A 23,892-nucleotide genomic window follows, 5' to 3' on the forward strand; every position below is an offset into this window, starting at 1 on the left:
TCTCGCTTCCTGCGTGGGCATGGGGTGGCGGGGCCCGGTGGGTCCTCCTGGCCATCCTCTGCCCAACGGGCCGTCAGCGCATCCGGCGTTCGACCGCTTCCTTGGCCTCGGCGAGTCCGGAACCGGTCGTCTCGCGGTGCACCTTGATCGCCTGGATCTTCTTGCCCTGCGCGAGCAGGCTGTCGATCTCGGCCGTCCCGGGCCCCTCCGGCTCGGCGATCCCGGCGTGCGCGAGCAGCAGGTCCACCTTGCCCTCCAGCCGCTGGAGCCGGCGCTCCAGCGTCCTGGCCCGGCGGTCGGTCGCGGAGATCAACATGACGGCGGCCAGCGCGAGGAGGGTGATGACCACGGGGAGAACGGAATCCATGGCGGCACTCTACGAGGCGGCGGCACGTGCCATGAACACGGCAGTCGCGGCCGGGCCGTGCACGGTGCCGCGGACGGCCGGTGCGCCGTCCGTGAGGATCTCGCATTCGGCGTAGGCGTCCGGCCCTTCGAGGGTCAGGGTGAGCATCGGCATGGCGCCCACACCCCGCGCGTCGGTCACCACGAACCACGGCAACTCCGGCCGGACGACCTGCTGTTCGCCCCCGGAGTCGCCCGGCGCCTGGACGGCGTAGGTGAGGTCGTCGACGCCCTGGCCGGTGACGCGGAAGGTCACCATTCCCTCGCCGGGTCTGTGCGGATCGTTGATCGTCATGGGGGCAGTCAACCGCCCTTCCCCCTGCCGTGTACATCCGGCCCGGGGCCGTGCGGCGGCATACGGGGCAGCCGGGTCAGGGCAGATGCCAGATCACGGTGGTCACGAGGTAGAAGACCGCGGCCCAGAACACCATCACGGCGGTGACGAGGCCGAGGCCCAGGAGGCGGGTCCTCGTCACCGGTGCGTCAGGGCGCGGCCGCAGCCACCGCTTGAGCAGCGGGTTCACATAGAAGGGCATCGTCACGAAGCTCATGATGAAGCTCGACAGCAGGTTGCCCACGAGCAGCCCGAGCCAGAGCGGCAGCTTCGCCGGTGACAGGGCGAGCGTCAGCAGCACCACGGTCGGGTAGAGGCCGACCCAGACCGCGACGGAGGTCTTGGTCTCCGAGGGCGGCGGCACTTCCCTGCCGTTCTCCTCGAAGGCGAACCAGCTGCCGAACGAGTTGTCGATCGTGCGCATGCGGAAGTCGTGGAACTTCTCGCCCTCGGCGAGGGCTTCCTTGCGCTCGGCCGAGGTCAGCCAGGCATCGAGGTGCTCGGCGCTGTCGAAGCGGTACAGCGTGGTCCATTCGTCCTGGAGCCCCTCGACCGGACGGAAGAGCTCGGTCCCGCGAAAGCCCTCGAAGGCGCTCTCCTTCTGGGTCATACGGCGCTGCCAGGCGAGGAAGGCGTCGACGTGGTCGGGGTGGACGCGGTGGGTGACCACGACGGTCACCAGCGGGTCCGGTGGCTGGGTGCCGCCGCTGACGACCTGCTGGGTCGCGGGGCCGTCGAGGTATCCGGCACCCCTGTCGAGAAAGCTCTGCCGGGTGGCGCTGTTGATCCACACCTGCAGATGCGCGATCGAGTCGAACCGGTAGACCACCACCCAGTCGGGCTGCACGGGCGTCGGCCGGGAGATCTCGGCGCCCAGGAATCCGGTGTAGCGGGCGGCCGCGGCGTTGACGTCCTCCTGCCATGCCTCGAACTCCCGCTCCAGGCCGGGCCGGACCTTCTGGCCGATGATGACCGTCGCCTCGGCGCCCGTCGGCCTTTCGGCGGTCATGTGCGCGGGCCCGTCGTCATCGACGCGCTCTCGGCGAGCCGTCGGTAGATGCGTTCCGGTGTCAGGGGCAGCGCGCGGAAGCGGACGCCGGTGGCGTCGTGGAGCGCGTTCGCCAGCGCCGGGGCCACCGGGTTGATACAGGTCACCCAGGCCTCGGAGAGGTGCTCGGTCGGCGGCGCGGTCTCGTGCAGGGAGCTCGCGACACCGGACCCGACGAGCCACCCGGGGCCGGGCGGCGGCTCACCGGCGTCCCGGGCCATGGCCTCGGCCACCCGGTCGAGACACGTGCCGAGCCCGTCCTCGGTGAACACCACGTCGTCGGGGCCCTCGTCCAGGGAGAGCAGCGGATCGCCCGGCCGCACGATATTGCGCCGTCGCAGTTCGAGCGGATCCATGTGCAGGGCGACGGCGAGTTCGTCCATCGCCGATTCCACGGCGAACGCCGGCTGCGTCATTCCGTAACCGCGCAGGGCCCCGCTCGGCACGGTGTTGGTGTAGACGGAGAACGCGTCGTACTTCTTGTGGGGGCAGCGGTAGAGCATGACGGCGGCGCCCGCGTACAGCGTCTCGCCGGCGTGGTTGCCATAGGCGCCGGTGTTCGACACATTGCGGACCTGGAGCGCCGTGAGCGTGCCGTCGGCCTTCGCGCCGAGCTTGACCGTCAGCGTCATCGGATGCCGTGGCGAAGCGGTGGTGAACTCCTCTTCCCGGGTGCATTCGAAGGAGACCGGCCGCCCGGTGTCCAGGGCGGCGAGCGCCGCCAGGTCCTCCGAGATCACTTCCTGTTTGCCGCCGAAGCCGCCGCCCACACGCCTGCAGAACACCCGGAGCTCGTCCGGGCGCAGCGCGAACAGATGGGCCAGTTTGACCTTCGCGATCGACGGCGCCTGCGAACTGGTGCGGACGCTCAGGCGGCCGTCCTCCCTCCAGGCGATCGAGCCGTGGGTTTCGAGATGCGCGTGCTGCACCCGCGGGGAGAAGTACGTGCCCTCGTGGATCACCTCGGCCTCGGCGAAGCCCGCGTCGATATCGCCGATCTGCGCATGGATCTCCACCAGGGTGTTGTGGACGGGGTCGAGGACGAAGGGATCCACCGCGCCGTGCAGCTGTGGCGCCCCCTCGGCCATGGCCTCCTCGGGGTCGAACACCGCCGGCAGCACCTCGTACTCCACGACGACCCGCCGGCAGCCCTCTTCGGCCGCCCCGACGGTGTCGGCCAGGACCGCGACGACGCGCTGGCCGACGAAGCGGACGGTGTCGTCGAGGAGGCGGGTGTCGTCCGGATCCACGAGATGGTCGGTGTGGATCGCCGTGGTGAAGCGCCTGCGCGGTACGTCCTCCCAGGTGTAGACCCGATGGACGCCGGGAACCGCGAGGGCGGCGGTCTTGTCGATCGAGACGATCCTGGCGTGCGCGTGCGGGGAGTGCAGGACCTTCAGGTGCAGCATGCCGTCGAGGTGGGTGTCCATCGTGAACTCGACGCGGCCGGTCACCACGTCCTCGGCCGCCGGCGCGGCTACGCTCGTCCCGACGGCCTTCCCCGGCGCCGCCTCCGCCACGCCGACGACGCCCTTCACGGCATCCTCGATCGCCCGGTAGCCGGTGCAGCGGCACAGGTTGCCCTTCAACGCCCGTGGCAGGTCCGCCTTCTGGGCCTCGGTGAACGTCGCCGACGTCATGATCATGCCTGCGGTGCAGAAACCGCACTGGAACCCCGGGGCGTCGCGGAACTGCCGCTGCACCGGATGCAGGTTCCCGGGCGCTCCGTTCCCCTCGATCGTCGTCACCTCATGGCCGTCGGCCCGGAAGGCGGGGGTGATGCAGCTGTGCACCGGAGCGCCGTCCAGCCATACCGTGCAGGCGCCGCAATCGCCCGCGTCGCAGCCCTTTTTGACGCCGAAGTGGCCGAGCGCGCGGAGGAAGGTGCGCAGGCACTGGCCGGGGGCGGGTTCTTCGTCGAAGCGCTTGCCGTACACGAGGTAGCTCATTCCGCGCCCCCGGCCAGGAGTTCGCGGCGGATCTCCTCCGCGAAGTGCTGTGTCAGATGGCGGCGGTGGCCGGGGGTCCCGTTGGGATCGTCGAACCAGATGCCGGCGGGAAGGGCGTCGATGCTCTCCCGCAGCGTCCGGGCATCGGGCATGGCGTCGAAGGCGAGGCGCACCGGCCGGGTGGTGCCCGCGGTGACGGTGAGCAGCAGATCGCCGGTGCCCGGCGTGTGCGTACCGATCAGGAAGACCGTCGAACGGCCGAGGCGGGTCAGCGAGAAACGGCGATGCGCGGTGCGTTTCCGCAGGGCGTGCACCGGAATGTCGATGCGCCGCAGAATTTCCCCGGGGGCCGGAATGTTCCGGTGGTCGCCGGTCACGAAGTCGAGGGCATCGACGGTGCGTGTGGACCCGTCGGGAGCCCACAATTCGTACCGCGCCTCCAGTGCGACCGTCAGCGTGATTGGGCCCGGCCGGCAAGGACATACAGATGTTTCCGCCGACGGTCGCCGAGCTCCAGACCTTGAACGAGGACAGGAACGCCTCACAGCTTTTCGCGAAAAGGCCGCCCGCGCTCCACTCCTTCGGCGGCGCATACGCATACAGGTCGCGGATGGTGCACGTGGCGCCGATTCCCAGGCCCGTCCAGCTCGGTACGAGGGGCTCCCAGCGCAACGCCGTCAGGTCGATCAGGCGGCGCAGGTCCGGCTGCTCCACGGAGAACAGCCAGGTTCCGCCGGCGAGCCAGGCATCGCCGGACCGCCAGTCCGCGTCCGGCCGGCCGGACGGCCGCCGGACGACTTCGGTGATGGTGTTGAGGTCCAGGGGAATCGACCTCCCTCACGGCGAAAAGCGCGGGGAACGGCGCAGTCCCGAGCGACGGAATTCCTGTTATGGCCGCCGCGGTCGGACTCCTCACCGAAGGACCGGCGGGCGCAGATATTCGTGTTCAGGATAGGCAGAAAGGTCCGCCCGCGCCACGCCACGATCTCGGCGGCAATTCCCCTTTTCTGCGCGTGCGCGCACCCACCGGTAAAATGCGCCACCGCATCGCGGGGAACAACTCCGGGGCCGTATCCCGTCAGAAGAGCTTTCCGGGGTTGAGGATGCCCAACGGGTCGAAGACGTCCTTGATGCCCCGCTGCAACTCCACGCCCACCGGCCCCAGTTCGCGCGCCAGCCACTCCTTCTTCAGCACGCCCACACCGTGCTCACCGGTGATGGTGCCGCCCAGCTGCAGGCCGAGCGCCATGATGTCGTCGAAGGACTCACGGGCCCGGCGGGACTCGTCGGGGTCGGCGGCGTCGAAGCAGACCGTGGGATGGGTGTTGCCGTCGCCCGCATGGGCGCAGACGCCGATGGTCAGGCCGTACTTCTCGGCGATCGCGGCGGTGCCGTCGAGCATCTCGGCGAGCCGGGAGCGCGGGACGCAGACGTCGTCGATCATGGTGGCGGATTTGACCCGTTCCAGCGCGGTCAGGGTCAGCCGGCGGGCCTGCAGCAGCAGATCGGACTCGGCGGCGGTCTCGGCGGGCACGACCTCGGTGGCGCCCGCCGCGGTGCACAGCTCCCCGACGGCGGCCAGGTCGGCGGCCGGTTCGGGGGTGTCGAAGGCGGCCAGCAGCAGCGCCTCGGTGCTGTCCGGGAGGCCCATCTGCGCCATGTCGTTGACCGCGCGGATGCTCGTACGGTCCATCAGCTCCAGCAGCGAGGGGGCGTGACCGCGGGCCATGATCTCGCAGACGGCCCGGCAGGCGGCCTCGGTGGAGGGGAACTCGGCGGCCAGCGCGAGCTGCTGCGGCGGTTCCGGCTTGAGCGCGAGGACCGCGCGGACGACGATGCCCAGGCTGCCCTCGGAGCCGACGAACAGCCGCGTGAGGTCGTAGCCCGCGACGCCCTTGGCGGTGCGCCGGCCGGTCGTCAGCAGCCGCCCGTCGGCGAGCACGACGTCCAGGCCGAGGACGTACTCGGCGGTGACCCCGTATTTGACGCAGCACAGGCCGCCGGAGGCGGTGCCGATGTTGCCGCCGATCGAGCACTGCTCCCAACTGGACGGGTCGGGCGGGTAGTAGAGGCCGTGTTCGTTGACCGCGCGGGAGAGCACGGCGTTGATGACACCGGGTTCGACCACCGCGATCCGGTCGACGGGATTGATCTCGATGATCCGGTCCATCTTGACCAGCGAGAGCACGATGCAGCCGTCGGAGGCATTGGCAGCGCCCGACAGCCCCGTACGCGCCCCCTGCGGGACGACCGGCACCCGCAGCTCGGAGGCCGTCCGCATGACGTGCTGAACCTGCTCGACGGTACGCGGCAGGACGACCACGGCGGGCGTCCCGGCCTCGCAGAAGCTCGCCATGTCGTTGGCGTACGAGCCGGTGACATCGGGGTCGGTGAGAATCGCTTCCCCCGGGAGCCCGGCGCGCAGACGTGCGATGAGGTCCATAGCGTCCAGCCTCGCACCCCCGGCCCCCACACGGAAGATCACCGCCCCCCGGAACACCCCCCCAGACGGACAGCCGCCCACCCGCAGGAGGGCGCGGGCCGGAGGGGCCGGGTGCGGGGACGTAGAGCGAAGCAGTCCCCGCACCCGGCCCCGGAGGCCCACGCCCGGCAGCCACCACCGGCAGCGGGCACACCGCCCCGCCGCAAGGCTCAGAGGTTGCCGCGCCTCTCCTGCTCCCGCTCGATCGCCTCGAAGAGCGCCTTGAAGTTGCCCTTGCCGAAGCCCATGGAGCCGTGCCGCTCGATCATCTCGAAGAACACGGTCGGCCGGTCCTGGACCGGCTTGGTGAAGATCTGCAGCAGATAGCCGTCCTCGTCGCGGTCGACCAGGATCTTCAGCTCGCGGAGCGTCTCCACGGGCACCCGGGTCTCGCCGGCCCACTCGCCGAGGGTGTCGTAATAGGAGTCGGGGGTGTTCAGGAACTCCACGCCGGCGGCGCGCATCGCCCGGACGCTGGCGACGATGTCGTTGGTGGCCAGCGCGATGTGCTGGACGCCGGGACCGCCGTAGAACTCCAGGTACTCGTCGATCTGCGACTTCTTCTTCGCGATCGCCGGCTCGTTGATCGGGAACTTCACCTTGAGCGTGCCGTCGGCGACGACCTTCGACATCAGCGCGCTGTATTCGGTGGCGATGTCGTCGCCCACGAACTCCTTCATGTTGGTGAAGCCCATGACCTTGTTGTAGAAGGCCACCCACTCGTTCATCTTGCCGAGTTCGACGTTGCCGACGCAGTGGTCGATGGCCTGGAAGCGCCGCGGGCCGGCCTCCACCAGCGGCTCGGCGGCGACGAAGCCGGGCAGGTAGGGACCGTCGTAACCCGAGCGCTCGACGAGGGTGTGCCGGGTCTTGCCGTACGTGGCGATGGCCGCCAGGACGACGGTGCCGTGCTCGTCCTGGAGCTCGTAGGGCTTCTCCAGCCCGGTGGCGCCCTGGGCGACGGCGTGCTCGTAGGCGGCGCGGGCGTCCGGGACCTCGATGGCGAGGTCGACGACCCCGTCGCCGTGCGCGGCGACATGGTCGGCGAGGAAGCGGCCCCATTCGGTCGTGGGCTTGATGACCGAGGTGAACACGAACCGGGCGCCGCCGGATTCGAGCACATAACTCGCGGTCTCGCGGCTGCCGTTCTCCGGGCCGGAGTAGGCGACGCGGCGCATGCCGAAGGCGGTCGAGTAGTAGTGCGCGGCCTGCTTGGCGTTCCCGACGGCGAAGACGACCGCGTCCATCCCCTTGACCGGGAAGGGGTCCGCCTGCCGGGCCGCGTCGGGGGCCGTGGTCTGGGTCCGGGTGTGCATCGTGGTGTCTGCCATGTTCGCAGAGTCCCTCCGATCCACAAGGTGCGCAATAGTTCGCGGATTCTCTGGGCATTATGCATAGCGAAAAGGCGAAGTGACTCGACTATCTGTACATGATGACCATCGAAAGGGACGATGCGCGCGATGGCGATCGATCATTTGGACGGGGCGCTGCTGGAGCTGCTCGCCGAGGAGCCGCGGATCGGCGTGCTGGAGGCGTCCCGGCGGCTGGGGGTGGCGCGCGGCACGGTCCAGGCCAGGCTCGACCGCCTTCAGTCGAATGGAGTGATCCGGGGCTTCGGACCGGACGTGGACCCGGCGGCGCTCGGCTACCCCGTGACCGCTTTCGCGACGCTGGAGATCAAACAAGGCCAAGGCAATGACGTACGTGCCCACTTGACGACCGTTCCCGAGGTGTTGGAACTGCATACAACGACGGGACATGGGGACATGCTCTGCAGGCTCGTCGCCCGGTCCAACGCCGATCTACAGCGGGTGATCGACCGGGTTGTGGGCTTTGATGGGATCGTGCGGGCCTCAACGGCAATCGTCATGGAAAATCCGGTTCCGTTGCGGATCGTCCCGCTGGTGAAACAGGCATCGGGAGACTGACCGAGGAGACCGAGTGAGCTTCTGGGAGTACGTCGGCACCCGGCACACCCAACTGCTGACGGATACGTATCAGCACGCCAGCGCCGTCTTCCAGTGCATGGTGCTGGCCACCCTGCTGGGGGTCTTCATCGCCGTGGTGACCTACCGCAGCGAATGGGCGGGCAACCTCGCCACCACCTCGACCGCGACCATCCTGACCATCCCCTCCCTGGCCCTGATCGGTCTGCTGATCCCGATCGTCGGCCTGGGCGTGCCCCCGACGGTCATCGCGCTGACCCTGTACGGGCTGCTGCCGGTGGTCCGCAACGCCATCGTGGGGCTGCGCGGGGTGGACCCGGACCTGGTCGACGCGGCCACCGGCATCGGGATGTCCCGCACCGCCCGGCTCTTCCGCGTCGAACTGCCGCTGGCCTGGCCGCCCATCCTCACCGGCATCCGGGTCGCCACCCAGATGCTGATGGGCATCGCCGCCATCGCCGCCTTCGCCTCCGGCCCGGGCCTGGGCAACGAGATCTTCCGCGGGATCGCCTCGCTGGGCAGCGCCAACTCCCTCAACCAGGTGCTCTCCGGCACGCTCGGGATCGCCGTCCTCGCCCTTCTCTTCGACGCCGCCTACGTCCTGATCGGACGCCTGACCATCTCCAGGGGGATCCGTGCCTGAGACGCCCGAGACCGCCGCCGACTCCGCCTCCGCCTCCGCGTCCGCCTCCGGTGCGAGGATCCAGCTGGAGAACCTGACGAAGCTCTATCCGGGGAACCCCGTCCCCGCGGTGGACAACGTCAACATGGAGATCAAGGCCGGCGAGATCGTGATCCTGGTGGGGCCCTCGGGCTGCGGCAAGTCCACCACCCTGAAGATGATCAACCGGCTGATCGAGCCGTCCTCCGGGCGCATCCGGATCGGCGACGAGGACGTCACCGACATGGACCCGGTCAAGCTGCGCCGCAAGATCGGCTACGCCATCCAGGCGTCCGGCCTCTTCCCGCACATGACGGTCGCCCAGAACATCGCGCTGGTCCCGAAGATGATCGGCTGGTCCCAGTCGAAGACCAGGAACCGGGTCGAGGAGATGCTCGACCTGGTCGGCCTGGACCCGCGCGAGTTCCACGGCCGCTATCCGCGCCAGCTCTCCGGCGGTCAGCAGCAGCGCGTGGGAGTGGCCCGCGCGCTCGCCGCCGACCCGCCCGTCCTGCTGATGGACGAGCCGTTCGGCGCCGTCGACCCGATCACCCGCGACCACCTCCAGGACGAGCTGATCCGGCTCCAGCACGAGCTGCACAAGACCATCTGCTTCGTCACCCACGACTTCGACGAGGCCATCAAGATCGGCGACCGGATCGCGGTGCTCCGCGAGCGCTCGCACATCGCCCAGTTCGACACCCCCGAGGCCATCCTCACCAACCCGTCCGACGACTTCGTCTCCGGCTTCGTCGGCGCGGGGGCGGCGCTCAAACGGCTGAACCTGACCCGTGTCCGGGACGTGGGCGTGGTCGACTTCCCCACCGCCAGGATCGACGACCCGCTGGAGTCCATCTTCGACCGGCTGCGCTCCGGCTCCCACAACGAACTGCTGCTGCTGGACCCCAACCGCCGCCCGTACAAATGGCTGCGCCGCGGCGACCTGGCCCTGGCCAAGGAGTCGCTGGCCCGGGCCGGGACGCCGGTGCAGCACACCGTGACCCGGGACGCGACGCTGCGCGACGCGCTGGAGGCGGTCCTCACCGACAGCGCGGGCCGGGTCTCGGTCACCGGGCGGCGCGGCGAGTACATCGGCGTGGTCGACATGGAGACGCTGATGAACAACGTCCAGGAACTGCTGGAGGCGGACCGGATGGAGGCCCTGGAGCACCAGCACCAGCTCCGGGAGCAGCACGCCCGCCAGACGCAGCTGGAACAGGAAGGCCTGGAGGCATGAGCCCCCACGACGGGAGCAGCCCGCGGCACGGCGAGCGCCCGACGGGCGACCACGAGGCCTTCGCCTTCCGCGACGACGTCGAGATGCAGGAGCGGGAGGGGGCGGCCGGCGAGGCGCCCGTCCGGTCCGCCGCCCGGGGCCGGCGCCGGATCAGCTGGCAGAAGTGGACCTTCATGCCGGCCTTCCTGGTCCTGGCGCTGCTCGCCACCTGGCTGTGGTTCCGCGGCGCCCGCCTGGACTCCATCGCCCACCAGGCGGTCGACAACGGGAAGGTGTGGCTGGCACTGAAGCAGCACATCTACCTCACCGCAGTCTCCACCTTCTTCGTACTGATCATCGCGATCCCGCTGGGTATCGCGCTGACCCGGTCCAAGCTGCGCCGGGCCACCCCGGTCGCCATGGCCTTCGCCAACCTCGGGCAGGCCGTGCCCGCCCTGGGTCTGCTGATCCTGCTGGTCATCTGGCTGGGCATCGGGGCCCGCTCGGCGATCGTCGGCATGGTCATCTACGCCGTGCTGCCGGTCCTCGCCAACACCATCGCCGGGCTGCGCGGTATCGAGCCGACCCTGACCGAGGCCGCCCGCGGCATCGGCATGTCCCCCACCGGCGTGCTGACCAAGGTCGAACTCCCCCTGGCCGTACCGCTGATCCTGGCCGGCGTCCGCACCGCGCTGGTCCTGAACGTCGGCACCGCGACGCTGGCGACCTTCGGCGGGGGCGGCGGCCTCGGCGACCTGATCTCGGCGGGCATCGTCACCCAGCGCATGCCCGTCCTGATCCTCGGGTCGGTGCTCACCGTGGCGCTCGCCCTGCTGGTCGAATGGCTGGCGTCGCTGGCCGAACTGCTGCTGCGGCCGCGCGGACTGGAGGCGACGGTATGAGGACCCATCCGCGTCGGGACCCGCGCCACCCCGGAAGACGCCGGGGCGCCCGCTTCCTCATCACCCTGCTCGCGACCGTGCTCAGCGGATGCGGCCTGGTCAGCGGCAGTGCGATGAGCGACAACGTGCTGCCGGGGCCGAAGGCCGGCTACCCGGGCCGGCCGCTCACCGGTGCGCAGCTGACGGTGACCTCGAAGGAGTTCACCGAGCAGATCGTCCTCGGCCAGATGATGGGCATCATCTTCGAGGCGGCGGGCGCCAAGGTCATCGACAAGACCAGCATCCAGGGCTCGATCGGCGCCCGGGAGGCGGTCAAATCCGGCACTGCGGACGCCGCGTACGAGTACACCGGCACCGGCTGGATCACCTACCTCGGCCACACCAAGCCGATCGTCGACCCGCAGAAGCAGTGGAAGGCGGTCCGCGACGAGGACCGGAAGAACGGCATCGTCTGGCTCCCGGCCTCTACCCTGAACAACACCTACGCGCTGGCGCTGAACACCGCGAACTGGAAGAAACTGGACGTGCGCAACCTCTCGCAGGTGGCGGCGCTGTCCCACAAGAATCCCGGCGCCGTGACGATGTGCGTGGAGAACGAGTTCGCCACCCGCAACGACGGGCTGCCGGGCATGGCGCGGGCGTACGGCATGAACGTGCCCTCCGCCAACATCCGCAAGATGACCGGCGGCGTCGTCTACACCGAGACGCAGAAGGGCACCTGTGCGTTCGGCGAGGTCTTCACCACCGACGGCCGGATCAAGGCGATGCATCTGCACGTCCTCGCCGACGACAAGCACTTCTTCCCCAACTACAACGTCGCCCCCGAGATCAATGCCGCGGCCCTGAAGAAGTACCCGGCGATGGCCGAGGTCCTGGCCCCGGTCACCAAGGCCCTCAACAACACCGTCGCCCAGGAGCTCAACCGCAAGGTCGACGTGGACGGCGAGGACCCGCACGAGGTCGCGAAGGACTGGCTGATCCGGGAGGGGTTCATCAAGGAGGGGTGAGGCACGGCCGCGGGAGGGCCGGGGCCGGCAGCGGGCCCGCTCAGCAGTGGGGAACCGGGCCCCCGGTCCGCAGGGCCTTCAGGGCGTCCACCGCGCCGTCGAGCGTGGTGACCGGAATCAGCCGCATCCCCTTCGGCAGCTCCGCCCGCGCGTCCGTGCACTCCTTGCGCGGGACCAGGAAGACCGAGGCGCCGTCCCGGTGCGCGGCCTGCGTCTTCAGCGGGACCCCGCCCACCGCGCCGACCTTCCCGCCGGCGGTGATGGTCCCCGTACCGGCGATGGTGCGCCCGGCGGTCAGGTCGTGGCCCGCGCCGTCACCGTCCAGCTTGTCGACGATGCCGAGGGCGAACATCAGCCCGGCGCTGGGACCGCCGACGTCCGCGAGGCTCAGCTTGACCTTGATGTCCTTGGTGGACCTGCCGAGCTGCCCGAGCGCGGCGCTGGTGGCGCTGTCCTGGGACTCCGCCATCTGCTTCGCGTTGTGCTCGGCGATCTCCTCGGTGTTGTTGCCCACCGGGTAGACCGCCTCGCGCGGCATCACGGCCTCGTCCTTGCGGAACCAGCCCTCGATGATGTCCGGCAGATGGACGGAGGCGTCCGGGCCGGTGGCGACGATCGAGGTCATCCGCAGCTGCCCGCTCGTCTTGCGGGTCCCGGCGCCGGTGATGGTGATCACCGGCTTGCCCTTGTCGTTGCCGAGGACGTTCGCCGTCATGCCCGGATAGGCGACAGCGAAGGGCAGCGGGGCGAGGACCGCCGCGAGCAGGAGGGCCAGGACGAGGGCGGAGCAGACCGCCAGGGCGCGGGTGCGTGAGGACACTCCGCCAGCCTAATTGACCCCCACCCCACCAGGGCCTCAAGGCGCCACGGCCTCACCACACGGCCACCGCCCCTTCACACCCCGTGGCCCCGGCCGCACCCTCGGCCTCAGCGCAGCGCCTCCGACACCTCCCGTGCCGCGTCGACCACCCGCGGCCCGATCCGCTCGGAGACGGTGTCCGCGAGCATCACCACGCCCACGCTCCCCTCGATGCCGCTCACCCCGAGCAGCGGTGCCGCCGCGCCACTCGCGCCGGCCTCCAACTCCCCGTGGGTCAGGGCGAGTCCGGCGTCCTGGATGCGGCCCTGCCGGGCCTTGAGGATCGCCCGGCCGGCCGCCCCCCGGTCCAGCGGATGACGGAATCCGGCCCGGTAGGCCACGTGGTAATCGGTCCAGGTCGGCTCCACCACGGCGACGGCCAGGGCTTCCGTGCCGTCGACGAGGGTGAGGTGCGCGGTGGCCCCCACGTCCTCGGCGAGCGACCGCAGCGCGGGCAGCGCGGCCTCCCTGACCAGCGGATGTACCTGACGGCCCAGGCGCAGCACGCCCAGACCGACCCGGGCCCGGCCGCCTATGTCACGGCGTACCAGGGCGTGCTGCTCCAGCGTGGCCAGCAGACGGTAGACCACGGTGCGGTTGACGCCGAGCTTGTTGGAGAGCTCGGTGACGGTCAGCCCGTGGTCGGTGTCGGCGAGCAGTTTGAGGACGCGCAGCCCTCGGTCGAGGGTCTGGGAGGTCTCTGCGGTCACGACGCCTCCTGGGTGAGTGGCGGCACTCGGACGCGACGCGCTGCGAGTCCCGGAGCAGCGCGCGCTAGAGGCCGCCGGCCGCATGGCACCGGCTGCGCTCCGCGGCGGCGCTGCCACGGGGCGTGTGCGTGACCGGGACAGTAGCGAGCCAGTCCGGTGAGCGGAAGAGTCCGTCCAGAATCCGGGCTCCCCCGCCCGGAATATCCCCGTAGGTCCGCCCAGAAGGTCCCGTTGTGTTTCAGGTAGGGCTACAGGGGTGGTGGGGCGATATGGGGGACGCCGGAAGGCGGGGACGAGCGGGAGGGGTGGGGGCGCGCCCGGATACGGAGCGGGAGAGGCACGGCCCCGTCGCCACACCGCGCCGGAGACGACCGTGGGGGCGGCGCGCCGTATCACCGGCACACCGCCCCCACGGGCCACAGGCCACGACCACGGGCTGCGGGCGGACTCACCGCATCCGCGTGGCCCACTCCCGTACCTTCTTGATCCGCTCACCCAGCTGCCCGGCGGTGGCCTCGGCGCTCGGCGGTCCGCCGCACACCCGCCGCAGCTCGGTGTGGATCACCCCGTGCGGCTTCCCGCTCTGGTGCACATACGCACCGACCAGCGTGTTCAGCTGCTTCCTGAGCTCCAGCAGCTCCTTGTGCGTGACCACCGGCCGCCGCTCGGCCGGCAGCTCCAGCAGATCGGCCTCCTCGTCCGGCCGCTTCTTGCTGTGGGCGATCTGCCGGGCCTGCCGCTTCTGCAGCAGCATCTGCACCTGGTCGGGCTCCAGCAGCCCCGGGATGCCGAGGTAGTCCTGCTCCTCCTCGCTGCCCGCATGGGCCTGCATCCCGAACTCGGCACCGTCGTAGAGCACCCGGTCGAAGACCGCCTCCGACTCCAGCGCCTCGAACGAGAACTGCTCCTGCTCGCCGGTGTCCTCGTCCTGCTCCTTGTTCGCCTCGTCCATCTCCTTCTCGGACTCGGCGTAGGGGTCTTCCTCCCCGTCCTTCTTCGGCTTGTCGAGCACATGATCGCGCTCGACCTCCATCTCATTGGCGAAGCCGAGCAGGTTCGGGACGGTGGGCAGGAAGACCGAGGCGGTCTCACCGCGCTTACGGGACCGCACGAAACGCCCCACGGCCTGCGCGAAGAACAGCGGCGTCGAGATCGTGGTGGCGTACACCCCGACCGCCAGCCGCGGCACGTCGACGCCCTCGGACACCATCCGGACCGCGACCATCCAGCGGTCCTGCGAATGCGCGAAGTCATCGATACGCTGCGAGGCCCCGGAGTCGTCGGACAGCACCAGGGTGGCGCCCTCCCCGGTGATCTCCCGGATCAGCTTCGCGTACGCCCGCGCCTGCTCCTGGTCGGTGGCGATCACCAGCGCCCCGGCATCCGGAATCGACTTACGGACCTCGCTCAGCCGGCGGTCGGCGGCGCGCAGCACATTGGGCATCCACTCGCCGCGCGGGTCCAGCGCGGTGCGCCAGGCCTGCGAGACCGCGTCCTTGGTCATCGGCTCGCCGAGCCGGGCCGCGATCTCGTCGCCCGCCTTCGTCCGCCAGCGCATGTTGCCGCTGTAGGAGAGGAAGATGACCGGCCGGACGACGCCGTCGCCGAGCGCATTGCCGTAGCCGTAGGTGTAGTCGGCGGAAGAACGCCGGATGCCGTCGTTCCCCTCCTCGTACGTCACGAACGGAATCGGGTTGGTGTCGGACCGGAAGGGCGTACCGGTCAGCGCCAGCCGCCGGGTGGCGGGCTCGAACGCCTCCAGGCACGCCTCGCCCCACGACTTCGAGTCACCGGCGTGGTGGATCTCGTCGAGGATCACCAGCGTCTTGCGCTGCTCGATGCGGTTGCGGTGCAGCATCGGCCGCACGCCCACGCCGGCATAGGTGATCGCGACGCCGTGGTACTCGCGGCCCAGCGGCCCCGCGCTGTACTCCGGGTCGAGCTTGATGCCTATCCGGGCCGCCGCCTCCGCCCACTGCTTCTTCAGGTGCTCGGTCGGTGCGACGACCGTCACCTGCTGCACGACGTGGTGGTGCAGCAGCCACGAGGCGAGCGTGAGCGCGAACGTCGTCTTGCCGGCTCCCGGCGTCGCGACGGCGAGGAAGTCTCTCGGCTGCGTCTGGATGTAGCGGTCCATGGCCGCCTGCTGCCAGGCACGCAGCTTGTTCGCGGTACCCCAAGGGGCCCGTCCCGGAAAGGCCGGGGACAGGTGATGGTTATTGGTGGCGCTGGTGGTGGTAGTCACGGTCTCCGTCGGCTGAACTCGGCGATCGGCAACCGCGCCACCCTACCGCTGTCGCTCGGACGGCTTCCCACGTGTCCGTCTTTCCCGCCGTGGTTGTTGCTCGCCGTCTCCCGCCCGCTGCGCGGTGCGCCCGTCGTTGCGCCTGCGGCGGGCCCGTCCGCTGCGCTTTGCCTGTCCGCTGCGCTTTGCCTGTCCCGCCGTGGTGGTTGTTCGCCGTTGCGCCTGCGGCGGGCGGGGCCGCTGCGCGGGGCTGTCGGGGTGCGGTGACGGGCCTGCGCGGGTGGGGGTGTCCGGACTGCTTCGCTTTACGTCCGGACACCCCCACCCGCTCCGACCCGTCCCCTCCCGTTGAAGGGTGGGAAAAGCCAGGCGGGGTGCAGGCAAGTGGTCCGGTGCGCCTCGCGGGTCGTACCGAAACGCCTGTCGGCGGCCCGCCCCCACCGGCCTTCACTTAACTCCCCCACGGGAGGGGACGGGTCGGAGGGGCAGGGGTGTGGGACGTAAAGCGAAGCAGTCCCACACCCCTGCCCCGCAGGCCCGTCACCGCACCCACAGCCCCGCGCAGCGGACCCCGCCCGCCGCAGGCGCAACGGCGAGCGCACCGCGCAGCGGGCGGGCAACGGCGAGCAACCACCACGACGGGACAGCCGACAACGTGGGAAGCCGCCACCAGGCGCAACCCCCACGGCGGGAAAGCCAAAAACGCGGGAAGCCTTCAAAGACGTCGGGCCGCCGCCGCCCCCGCCAACGCGACCAGCGCCATCGTCGCGAACACGGCCACGAACGCCGCCGGATGGCTCGCTACGCCGGAGGCGGCGGTTACCGCGGGGGCATGCGCAGCAATCTCGCCACCGCCGAACGCGACGAACAACACACCGCTGATCCCCACGAACGTGACGTTGCCCAGCGCGTCCGACATCTGCAGGGAGGCGGAGTTGCTGCCCGCCTCCTCGGGGCGGGACAGCTTCAGCAGCAGTACGCCGCCGCTGGAGATGTTCAGGCCCATGCCGAACCCGCCCACCGTCCAGGCGGCCGCCACGATCGCGACGGGCACGCCGTCGAGCAGAGCCAGCGGCACCGTCACGATGGCCGCCGCCAGGAGAACCAGGCCCAGGCCCATCAGCCGCTCCCGGTACGGCTCCAGTCGCGGCCGGCTCTGGACGTACGAACCGAGCGCCCAGGTCACTCCGCCGCCGGTGAGGGAGAGGCCGGCGAGGGTGGGGGACAGTCCGCGCTGGGTGACCAGCATCAGCGGGATGAAGCTCTCGGCGGCGACCAGTGCCCCGGCGGCCAGACCGCGCATCAGCACGATGCTCGGCAGGCCGCGCGCCGCGCGGAACGTACCGCGGGGCAGCAGGCGCACGATGCCCGGCACCAGCAGGGCCAGTCCGGCGGCCGCGGGCAGCAGTGCGAACCAGTCCGGCTGCTGTCCCGCGTACTGCAGAAGGCAGGCGCCCACAGCGACGCCCAGGGCGAGCAGACAGCGCCGGTTGCCCAGCACCTGCCGTACGCCGCCGCGCGGGCCCGGCCGCGTACGGGGCAGCTTGCGCAGCGCGGGCAGCATCACCGCGAGCGGCAGCAGTATCAGTAGGGGGATGGCGAGGAAGACCCAGCGCCAGCCGAGGTGTTCGGTGACGGTCCCGGCGACCAGCGGGCCGACGATCACCGGCACCACCCAGGCCGCCGAGAACGACGCCATGATCGACGGGCGCAGCCGCTCCGGGTAGGCGCGGCCGACGACCACATACAGCGCGACCACCACCAGCCCGCCGCCGATGCCCTGCACCCCGCGGCCCACGACGAACATCCCCATGCTCTGGGCACCGCCCGCGACCAGCAGCCCCGCCCCGAAGGCGACGATCCCGCCGAACAGCGGCGCGAGCGGACCGTGCCGGTCGCTCCACTCGCCCGAGAGCGCCATCGCGAACAGGCTCGCCGTGAAGTAGGCGGAGAACGCGAAGGCGTACAGACCGATGCCGTCCAGGGCACGGGCCGCGACCGGCATCGCGGTGTTCACGGCACTCGCCTCGAACGCGACGACCGAGACGACCGAGATGATGCCGAAGGTCAGCGCACGGTGCTCCCGGCCGAGGATGCCGCCGACGGCGGGCGCGGACGGGGCGGGCTCGGCGGACCCGGTGGATTCGGCGGACCCGGTGGGCTCGGCGGCTCCGGCAGGATGGTCCGCGGTCGCGACGGTGGTGGCCGTGGCGACGCCGATGCCGGGGCCGCTGCCAGGGCCGGAGTGGGCCTCGGCCTGGGCGTCGGCCTCCCTTTCGGCCTCGGGGCCGGAACTGGCGTGCGTACCAAGGTCCGTGTGCGCATCAAAGTCCGTGGGCGTACCAAGGTCTGTGGGCGTACCGACGTCTGCGTGCGTGCCGGGGTCGGTCCCGCGGGGGCGGTCAGCGCTCATCGGGCCAGCGTAAGGGCCGTAAGGCGGTGGTGCCCCTGTCGGAAGACGGGGATCGGGTCGGTCGTCGGTCCTACGCCACCGGGCGGCGGGAGGTATGCCGCGAGCATCGGCCGGCACTGCGCGGGGAGGCCGCCCCGACACGGCCGCCCCGTGCGAAGCGGCCCGCCCCGCGCCTCGTCGCCACACCGCCCCACGCCACCGCGCGTCTCCTCTCCCTCGTCGGGCAAGCTGTCCGTATGCCGCACTTCCGTACGTACGACGACGCCGAGCTCCACTACCGCGTGCTCGGCCCGGCCGATTCGCCCCGGCCGCCCCTGGTGTGCCTGGCCGGCGGCCCCGGGCGGGACGCCGCGTATCTGGGCGACCTCGGCGGGCTGGCCGCAGACCGGCAGCTGATCCTCCCCGACAGCCGCGGCACCGGCGACTCCCCGGCGGCCGCCGACCCGGCCCGTTACGCCTTCTGGCAGCTCGCCGAGGACCTCGAGGCACTCCGCGCGCACCTGGGCCTGGAGCGGTTCGCGCTGCTCGCGCACGACGCGGGGGCCGCGGTCGCGCAGGCCTACGCGGCGGGGTACGCACAGCGGCTGACCCGGCTGGTCCTGGTCTGCCCCGGCTCCCGGCTGCAGGGCGAACTCCCCGACGACGCACAGGAGATCTTCGCCTCGCGGGAGCACGAGGAGTGGTGGCCGAAGGCTTCGGCGGCGGTGCAGCAGCTGGCCGAGGCGTCCGATATGAGCGAGGTGCGGGAGCTGCTGTTCGCCGCGGCGCCGCTCGCCTACGGACGGTGGGAGGAGCCGCAGCAGGCCCATGCCGCGACGGAGGGCGAGCAGTTGGGGCCGGTACCGCGGGCCGGGTTCTGGCAGGGCGTGGACGAGCAACTGCGGATGGCGCTGCTGGCCGGGCTGCGCGAGGCGGCCTGCCCGGTGCTGGTGGTGACCGGCGACCGGGACGGGGTGACGGGCATGCGAGCGGGCGAGCTGGTGGCCGAATCATTCCCCGACGCACGGGTCAGGCCGCTGCACGAGGTGGGCCACTACCCGTGGGTCGACGCACCGGAGCTCTTCGCACCACTGGTGGAGGAGTTCCTGCACTCCGCCTGAGCCCTCCCCCTCCCCGGCCGCCCGCCGGAGCACTGCCCCACCGACAGCACCAGGCTCCATGAGCACCACTGGATGAACGCCATGTTGCCCCGTGTTGCCCCACGTTGCTCCCTGTTGCAGCTTCATGACACCCCGCCCCGCACCCTTGCCGGGCCCCCCGCCACGCGGCCTACAGTCGGGATCAGCACACCAACCCGGCCGTGTGCCCGAGTGGTTCAGGGGCTCGCCTGCAAAGCGAGTTACGTGGGTTCGAATCCCGCCACGGCCTCGATGCGCCGCATGAGCGCCCGCCGCGTGCGAGCCATGCGGAGGCGCACGGGAACCGCGTGCTCCGTCCGGAGGCGGCACCCACACCCATGGGGGCCGCCTCCGGGTGCGTGGGGCGCCCGCCCCTCGGCCGGGCGGAGTACTCGCCCGCCCACCGGCTGCTCCGCACTCTCGGCCGCGGTGCCGCTCTCCCGAACCGTCCGCCGCAGCGCTCCCCCGCGCCCAGCCGCCATGCCGCTCCCCCTCCCTCACCGGCCGGTGTGCAGCGCGGCCACGAAGCGGTAGGTGTCGTCGGCCTCGCCCTTGTCCGTCGGGCGGCGCAGTTCCACCAGTGCCAGGGGGCGGTCCACCGGCTCGCCCGTGTCCGGGTCGAAGGCTATGTAGCCGCTGATGCCACGGACCCGGGATCTGCCGTTGGTCTGCTCCAGCATGGCCAGCACCATCCGGGCGGTGACCTGGCGGGTGCCGTAGACGCCGACGGCGTTCCGGGCGGCCTTGCCGATGGTGTAGGTGGCGTCATGGCCGAGCATCGCCTGGCCGCTGGCGAGGGCGGAGGGCGGGCCGCCGACCTCGTCGCGGTAGGCACGCGCGAAGTCCGCGAACGGGCCGTTCCTGGCGGCGCCGTAGACCTCCTCGGATATCCGGGGATGGGTGAAGGCGGTGTAGTAGACCGTCAGGCGGCTGTACTTCCAGCGTTCGGCGAGGGTGGAGAGCTCGGTGCGGTGCCGGTCGCCGCCGGTGTCGAAGTAGACGCCCAGCGCACTGGAGCCGGAGAGCACCGTCGTGGGGCAGTGCCGGCCTCCCTCACCGGCCGCCTCGATGAACCGGCGCAGCTCCCGCCCCCGGCCGGCGAAATACACCACGTCCGGTGGCTTCGGGTCACCGCAGACCTTGTCGGCGACCAGGGACAGCGCATTGCCCGCCGTCTCCTCCTCGCCCTCCCCGGAGCGGAACGGGATGACCTCGTCGTCCACCTTCAGGCCCGCACGCCGGGCCGCCGCGGAGAAGTCCTCGTAGAGGGAGGTGTTGTAGTCGTCCTTCTCGTTGCCGTCACGGATCACCTGGACGCGGTAGCCGGGGTGCTTTTGCTGCTGCTCCTTGAGGTAACCGGCGGCGGCCGCGGTCTGGTCGCGGTTGGGGAAGGAGACCCGGTAGAACCCGGCCGTACGGGAACTCAGCCCGTCGGCGGCCACGGTCGCGCCGACCATCGGCAGCCCGGCGGCCCGCAGCCGCTTCACGGCGCTCATCGTGCGGTCGTTGCTCTGTCCGAAGCCCGCCACGGCGACGAGGTGTTCCTTGTCCTTCATCGCGACGAGCTGGTCGACGACCCGTTTCCAATGCCGGTCGCCGCTGCCGGTGTTGGCGAGCAGCAGCCGGATCTTGGGCAGTGTCGCGCGCTCGGCGTTCAGCGCGCGCTGGGCGAGGTAGGCGCCGCTGACGGCCTGCCGGGTGGCCTCCGGCCCACGGTCGGCGGAGCCGCCCGACATGGCCTCGATATAGGCGACGGCGACCGACCGCTGCCCGGACTTGGCGACCTTCTCGTTCTCGTCGCGGATCTTGGCGCTCAGCCGCTGCATGTTCCCGAAGGCGTAGGCACCGTCCGTGACGCCCACGCACTCACCGCCGGCCATCTGGCGGACGCCGTCGCCGCAGCGGCCGGCCCGGTCGACGATCTGCAGTGCGGCGGCGACCGCGACCGCCGCCACCACCAGCGCCGAGGCGATCCACAGCCCCCAGCGCCGCGGGGGTCGGGGCGGTTCGAAGATACGGGTGCTCACAGCCACGGCTCCTTTCCGTACTGCTTCGCCTTCCGCAGCAGCGCCGAGGTCCAGGGCACGCTGTCGGCGTGCACCGCGAGGGTGTGGAAGCGGGCCTGGATCTCGCCGTACAGCTCGGCTGCGGGATCGCCGAGCGGATCGCGGTACGGGTCGCCTATCCGGTCCGTACGGGGGTCGTCCGGCGGCTCGGGGCCGATCCACACCGCCGCGAGCAGCCGGGTGATGGTCCGCAGCCGCTGCTCCACCGCACCGTCGCCGAGGTGGTCGACCAGCCGTTCGTAGCGTTCCCACAGCGGCCGGTCGAGGGCGCCGCCGGCCGGGGGGAGCGGGGCGCGCCGCAGTCGGCACAGCTCCGCGCACCAGTCCTCCGGGGCGAGACGGTCGAAAGCCTCGTCCAGATAGGCCGCCGCCGCGGCGAGATCACCGCTCGCCAGCGCGTGATACGCCGCGGTGGCCTGCTCCCCCGAGGCGGCCGCCCGCTCCCGCAGGGCGGCATGCACGGCACGCCACCCGCGCATGCCGGATGCCCCGTCGGTGGTTCCGCCGTCCCCTCCCGTCCCCACATCGGGCTCCGGGACCGCGGCGAGCCGGCACAGCAGCAGAAGGCGCAGCAGCGGATGGGGAGTTTCCGAAGGGCCGTCAAAACCCTCGTCGCCGCTGTCGAGGTGCATGGTGCGCAGCACGTCCGTGCAGAAGTCGGCGAACTCCTCCTGGACGCGGGCGCTCGACTCGTCCCACAGCACCCGGCCCGCCTGTGTCTGGGCCAGATCGACGGCAGCCGCGGCACGGGCCAGTGCCTGCGCCAGCTCACCGCTCGCCTCGATCGGCAACAGCCGCTCCAGCAGGGCGTCGACGAGGCCCGAGGAGGGCTGCAGGACCTGCCGCAGCCGGGCCTCCCAAGCGGCCTCCCCCGGGCATTCGAGCAGGGCTTCCAGCAGCTGCGCGGTGCCCGCCGGATGACCGCGGGTGAGTTCATGCACCACCCAGCCCAGCCATTGCACACCGTTGTCGGCAGCCGGCACCGGCACCCGGCGTCCTGCCGACCGCAGCACCTCCTTCGCCTGCTGCTCGACCTCGTGCCGCGCCAGATCGCGCAGCCGGCCCACCACCAGCCCCGTGACGATCGGTTCCGGAACGAACTTCTCCTCCTGCGCGGGCCACCGGCCGGGCAGCGCACCGGTCCGCCGCGGCCCGCCGAACGCGAAGCCCTCCAGCGCCGCCGGATAGCTGCCCGCGGTGGCCAGCACCAGCAGCGGGTCGGGCGCCCCCGCCTTGCGCCGGGCGTCCAACAGCGCTTTCAGGAAGTCGTTGCCCAGGGGACTGTCGACGTTGTCCAGCAGCACCAGGCACTGCGTCGTACGCCGCTTGTCGCCGCCGCGCGAGCCGTACGACCGGCGCAGATCGTCCAGGAAGGCGTCGAAGAGCACCGCCTCGGCCCGCTGCCGCTCGGCCTCCTCGCGGTCGCCGTAGCGCTGATTGAGGTCGATCAGAAAGCCGTCCACGGAGCCGGCGCCCCGGCTGCGACGACGGATGCGCGCCAGTTGCCAGCGCACCCGCAGGCGCGCCCAGTGACGCCGCCACTCCGGCAGCAGCGGCAGCGCGGCGGTCACCGCCGTCGGGGCGCCGAGGACCGTTGCGGCATAGGTGGCGAGCTGGTTGATCACGTCCGAGCGACTGCTCGGCGGCCCGACCAGCGCCGCCTCCATCTGCCGTACGGCGGCGTCCCGGTCAGCCGCCTCCATCTGTGCCGCGACGGCGATGGTCAGCAGCCCGAACGCCGGAAACCGCAGCCGGGTGAAGTCCTTCTTCTTCTCGTTGAGCTGGAAGACCAACGCGGCCAGCACATCGAGCGGCTTGCGGCCCTCCTGCCCCAGCGCCGCCAGATCGAGACGGGCCACCGGCGCCCGCCGGGCCCAGTCCGCCAGATGCCGCAACACGGTCGTCTTGCCACTGCCGCGCGGCCCCAGCAGCAGCGTGGCAGGCAGCTCGGGCCGGCTGCCCGGCCTGCGCACCAACAGCTCCTGGACGTACCGTTCCACAGCCCGGTCCCGCCCGGACTCCCCCGCCCACTCCTGTGGCATCCCGCTCCCCTCGGCGTCGCGTTCCCCGTGATCCCCGCGATCCCCATGGCCGGTCGGCGCTCACTCCGGCCGCCCTAGGATCCTCCAATTCCCCTGCGTCGCAAGCACTTTGACTCCCTCTGGCCGCTTCTCCTCCCCCTCGTTCGATGCTGCCCCACGCACCAGAAATCACTCTAAGTGACGCCACTGACAATCTCGTGACGGAGGGTGAAAGCGCAGGTCGGCGACCGACGCCGCACGGACGCCGCGCCACGCCGCACGCACGCCCCCGCCACGCCGGCCCGCGGACCGGCCACACGCCAACTCCCCCCGCAACACGCCCACGCGCGGACACGGCCACCCGCCAACTCCCCCGCACCAAGCCCACGCACGCGCCTTGGCCGCCCCCGCGTCGGCACACCGCACACCGCGTCCGGCACACGGCCCGCCACCGCCACCGCCACAAGCTGACACACATACACCCGCCCACCCCCCGAAGGGGGGTGGGCG

The 23,892-nt window shown here is 71.2% G+C and carries 18 protein-coding genes, 1 tRNA gene and 1 pseudogene; 7 read left to right on the forward strand and 13 right to left on the reverse strand.

Annotated features, from left to right (window positions below; translation table 11 throughout):
* Positions 1-73: 73 nt before the first annotated feature.
* From Scani_RS31045 to hppD, 7 genes and pseudogenes are all read right to left on the reverse strand, one after another.
* Positions 74-367 (reverse strand): ribosomal protein L7/L12, encoded by a 294-nt coding sequence (locus tag Scani_RS31045; protein ID WP_159481083.1) that lies wholly within the window; start codon positions 365-367, stop codon positions 74-76.
* A 9-nt stretch (positions 368-376) separates the two neighbouring features.
* Entirely contained in the window at positions 377-700 is a 324-nt protein-coding gene (locus tag Scani_RS31050; RefSeq protein ID WP_159481084.1) for a hypothetical protein, read from the reverse strand.
* A 76-nt stretch (positions 701-776) separates the two neighbouring features.
* Positions 777-1,748, reverse strand: coding sequence for an antibiotic biosynthesis monooxygenase (locus Scani_RS31055; protein WP_159481085.1), 972 nt, complete (start codon positions 1,746-1,748; stop codon positions 777-779).
* Positions 1,745-3,736: a molybdopterin-dependent oxidoreductase gene (locus tag Scani_RS31060; RefSeq protein ID WP_246296249.1), complete on the reverse strand. Its 1,992-nt coding sequence runs from the start codon at positions 3,734-3,736 to the stop codon at positions 1,745-1,747. The genes Scani_RS31055 and Scani_RS31060 overlap by 4 nt, the downstream gene beginning before the upstream one ends.
* Positions 3,733-4,558 (reverse strand): annotated as a pseudogene (locus tag Scani_RS31065) (FAD binding domain-containing protein). Before Scani_RS31065 ends, Scani_RS31060 begins: the two are co-directional and overlap by 4 nt.
* 256 nt (positions 4,559-4,814) lie before the next feature.
* Positions 4,815-6,179, reverse strand: a complete 1,365-nt coding sequence (locus Scani_RS31070; protein WP_159481086.1) for an FAD-binding oxidoreductase — start codon at positions 6,177-6,179, stop codon at positions 4,815-4,817.
* 209 nt (positions 6,180-6,388) lie between these two features.
* Positions 6,389-7,549, reverse strand: a complete 1,161-nt coding sequence (gene hppD / locus Scani_RS31075; RefSeq protein ID WP_159481087.1) for a 4-hydroxyphenylpyruvate dioxygenase — start codon at positions 7,547-7,549, stop codon at positions 6,389-6,391.
* 129 nt (positions 7,550-7,678) lie between these two features.
* On the opposite strand from hppD, the gene Scani_RS31080 reads away from it, so the two are divergent.
* From Scani_RS31080 to Scani_RS31100, 5 genes are read left to right on the forward strand one after another with little or no spacing between them, the layout of a single operon-like run.
* Positions 7,679-8,146, forward strand: coding sequence for an Lrp/AsnC family transcriptional regulator (locus Scani_RS31080; RefSeq protein ID WP_030986863.1), 468 nt, complete (start codon positions 7,679-7,681; stop codon positions 8,144-8,146).
* 13 nt (positions 8,147-8,159) lie between these two features.
* Positions 8,160-8,807, forward strand: coding sequence for an ABC transporter permease (locus Scani_RS31085; protein WP_159481088.1), 648 nt, complete (start codon positions 8,160-8,162; stop codon positions 8,805-8,807).
* Positions 8,800-10,062, forward strand: coding sequence for an ABC transporter ATP-binding protein (locus Scani_RS31090; protein ID WP_159481089.1), 1,263 nt, complete (start codon positions 8,800-8,802; stop codon positions 10,060-10,062). The genes Scani_RS31085 and Scani_RS31090 overlap by 8 nt, the downstream gene beginning before the upstream one ends.
* Positions 10,059-10,943, forward strand: coding sequence for an ABC transporter permease (locus Scani_RS31095; protein ID WP_159481090.1), 885 nt, complete (start codon positions 10,059-10,061; stop codon positions 10,941-10,943). The genes Scani_RS31090 and Scani_RS31095 overlap by 4 nt, the downstream gene beginning before the upstream one ends.
* On the forward strand, positions 10,940-11,950 hold the full coding sequence (locus tag Scani_RS31100; RefSeq protein ID WP_371872398.1) for a glycine betaine ABC transporter substrate-binding protein: 1,011 nt from the start codon (positions 10,940-10,942) through the stop codon (positions 11,948-11,950). The genes Scani_RS31095 and Scani_RS31100 overlap by 4 nt, the downstream gene beginning before the upstream one ends.
* 40 nt (positions 11,951-11,990) lie before the next feature.
* On the opposite strand, the gene Scani_RS31105 is transcribed toward Scani_RS31100, so the two are convergent.
* From Scani_RS31105 to Scani_RS31120, 4 genes are all read right to left on the reverse strand, one after another.
* Positions 11,991-12,770 (reverse strand): S16 family serine protease, encoded by a 780-nt coding sequence (locus tag Scani_RS31105; RefSeq protein WP_159481091.1) that lies wholly within the window; start codon positions 12,768-12,770, stop codon positions 11,991-11,993.
* A gap of 107 nt (positions 12,771-12,877) precedes the next feature.
* Positions 12,878-13,519 carry an IclR family transcriptional regulator gene (locus Scani_RS31110; protein WP_159481092.1) on the reverse strand — a complete coding sequence of 214 codons (642 nt, stop codon included), beginning with the start codon at positions 13,517-13,519 and terminating at the stop codon, positions 12,878-12,880.
* A 448-nt stretch (positions 13,520-13,967) separates the two neighbouring features.
* Positions 13,968-15,764 carry a DEAD/DEAH box helicase gene (locus tag Scani_RS31115; RefSeq protein WP_159481093.1) on the reverse strand — a complete coding sequence of 599 codons (1,797 nt, stop codon included), beginning with the start codon at positions 15,762-15,764 and terminating at the stop codon, positions 13,968-13,970.
* A 715-nt stretch (positions 15,765-16,479) separates the two neighbouring features.
* Positions 16,480-18,177 (reverse strand): MFS transporter, encoded by a 1,698-nt coding sequence (locus tag Scani_RS31120; RefSeq protein ID WP_246296250.1) that lies wholly within the window; start codon positions 18,175-18,177, stop codon positions 16,480-16,482.
* Positions 18,178-18,413: 236 nt separating this feature from the next.
* Between Scani_RS31120 and Scani_RS31125 the strand changes: the two genes are divergently transcribed.
* Together Scani_RS31125 and Scani_RS31130 are read left to right on the forward strand one after the other, a co-directional pair.
* The gene (locus Scani_RS31125) at positions 18,414-19,277 is read left to right on the forward strand and encodes an alpha/beta fold hydrolase (protein ID WP_159481094.1); all 864 of its coding nucleotides are present in this window, start codon (positions 18,414-18,416) and stop codon (positions 19,275-19,277) included.
* A 196-nt stretch (positions 19,278-19,473) separates the two neighbouring features.
* Positions 19,474-19,545: transfer RNA gene (locus Scani_RS31130), tRNA-Cys, on the forward strand.
* A gap of 247 nt (positions 19,546-19,792) precedes the next feature.
* On the opposite strand, the gene Scani_RS31135 is transcribed toward Scani_RS31130, so the two are convergent.
* Positions 19,793-21,322, reverse strand: coding sequence for an ABC transporter substrate-binding protein (locus tag Scani_RS31135; protein ID WP_159481095.1), 1,530 nt, complete (start codon positions 21,320-21,322; stop codon positions 19,793-19,795).
* On the reverse strand, positions 21,319-23,403 hold the full coding sequence (locus Scani_RS31140) for an ATP-binding protein (RefSeq protein ID WP_159481096.1): 2,085 nt from the start codon (positions 23,401-23,403) through the stop codon (positions 21,319-21,321). Before Scani_RS31140 ends, Scani_RS31135 begins: the two co-directional genes overlap by 4 nt.
* Positions 23,404-23,892: the final 489 nt, after the last annotated feature.

The sequence above is a fragment of the Streptomyces caniferus genome, from assembly GCF_009811555.1.
Lineage (GTDB): Bacteria > Actinomycetota > Actinomycetes > Streptomycetales > Streptomycetaceae > Streptomyces > Streptomyces caniferus.

What these genes read in the sequence shown, in the direction of transcription:
- Scani_RS31050 (WP_159481084.1), bottom strand. Translation starts at nt 700, where the DNA reads ATGACGATCAACGATCCGCACAGACCCGGCGAGGGAATGGTGACCTTC.
- Scani_RS31045 (WP_159481083.1), bottom strand. Translation starts at nt 367, where the DNA reads ATGGATTCCGTTCTCCCCGTGGTCATCACCCTCCTCGCGCTGGCCGCC.
- Scani_RS31095 (WP_159481090.1), top strand. Translation starts at nt 10,059, where the DNA reads ATGAGCCCCCACGACGGGAGCAGCCCGCGGCACGGCGAGCGCCCGACG.
- Scani_RS31140 (WP_159481096.1), bottom strand. Translation starts at nt 23,403, where the DNA reads ATGCCACAGGAGTGGGCGGGGGAGTCCGGGCGGGACCGGGCTGTGGAA.
- Scani_RS31080 (WP_030986863.1), top strand. Translation starts at nt 7,679, where the DNA reads ATGGCGATCGATCATTTGGACGGGGCGCTGCTGGAGCTGCTCGCCGAG.
- Scani_RS31070 (WP_159481086.1), bottom strand. Translation starts at nt 6,179, where the DNA reads ATGGACCTCATCGCACGTCTGCGCGCCGGGCTCCCGGGGGAAGCGATT.
- hppD (WP_159481087.1), bottom strand. Translation starts at nt 7,549, where the DNA reads ATGGCAGACACCACGATGCACACCCGGACCCAGACCACGGCCCCCGAC.
- Scani_RS31120 (WP_246296250.1), bottom strand. Translation starts at nt 18,177, where the DNA reads ATGAGCGCTGACCGCCCCCGCGGGACCGACCCCGGCACGCACGCAGAC.
- Scani_RS31100 (WP_371872398.1), top strand. Translation starts at nt 10,940, where the DNA reads ATGAGGACCCATCCGCGTCGGGACCCGCGCCACCCCGGAAGACGCCGG.
- Scani_RS31055 (WP_159481085.1), bottom strand. Translation starts at nt 1,748, where the DNA reads ATGACCGCCGAAAGGCCGACGGGCGCCGAGGCGACGGTCATCATCGGC.
- Scani_RS31060 (WP_246296249.1), bottom strand. Translation starts at nt 3,736, where the DNA reads ATGAGCTACCTCGTGTACGGCAAGCGCTTCGACGAAGAACCCGCCCCC.
- Scani_RS31125 (WP_159481094.1), top strand. Translation starts at nt 18,414, where the DNA reads ATGCCGCACTTCCGTACGTACGACGACGCCGAGCTCCACTACCGCGTG.